The following is a 255-nucleotide window of genomic DNA, read 5'->3' on the forward strand; positions in this document are numbered from 1 at the left end:
CTCTACCTGACCACCTGTGTCGGTTTGGGGTACGATTTCGTGTTACCTGATGCTTAGAGGCTTTTCCTGGAAGCAGGGCATCTGTTACTTCAGTACCGTAGTACCTCGTCATCACACCTCAGCGTTAGATAAGAGTCCGGATTTACCTAAACTCTCCGCCTACATGCTTAAACCGGGACAACCGTCGCCCGGATAACATAGCCTTCTCCGTCCCCCCTTCGCAGTAACACCAAGTACAGGAATATTAACCTGTTT

1 rRNA gene is annotated in these 255 nt (G+C 49.8%); it reads right to left on the minus strand.

From position 1 onward, the window contains the following. Positions 1-255 (minus strand): 23S ribosomal RNA (locus MUU47_RS00015); the annotation flags it as partial.

The sequence above is a fragment of the Scandinavium hiltneri genome (assembly GCF_024764835.1).
GTDB classification, from domain to species: domain Bacteria; phylum Pseudomonadota; class Gammaproteobacteria; order Enterobacterales; family Enterobacteriaceae; genus Scandinavium; species Scandinavium hiltneri.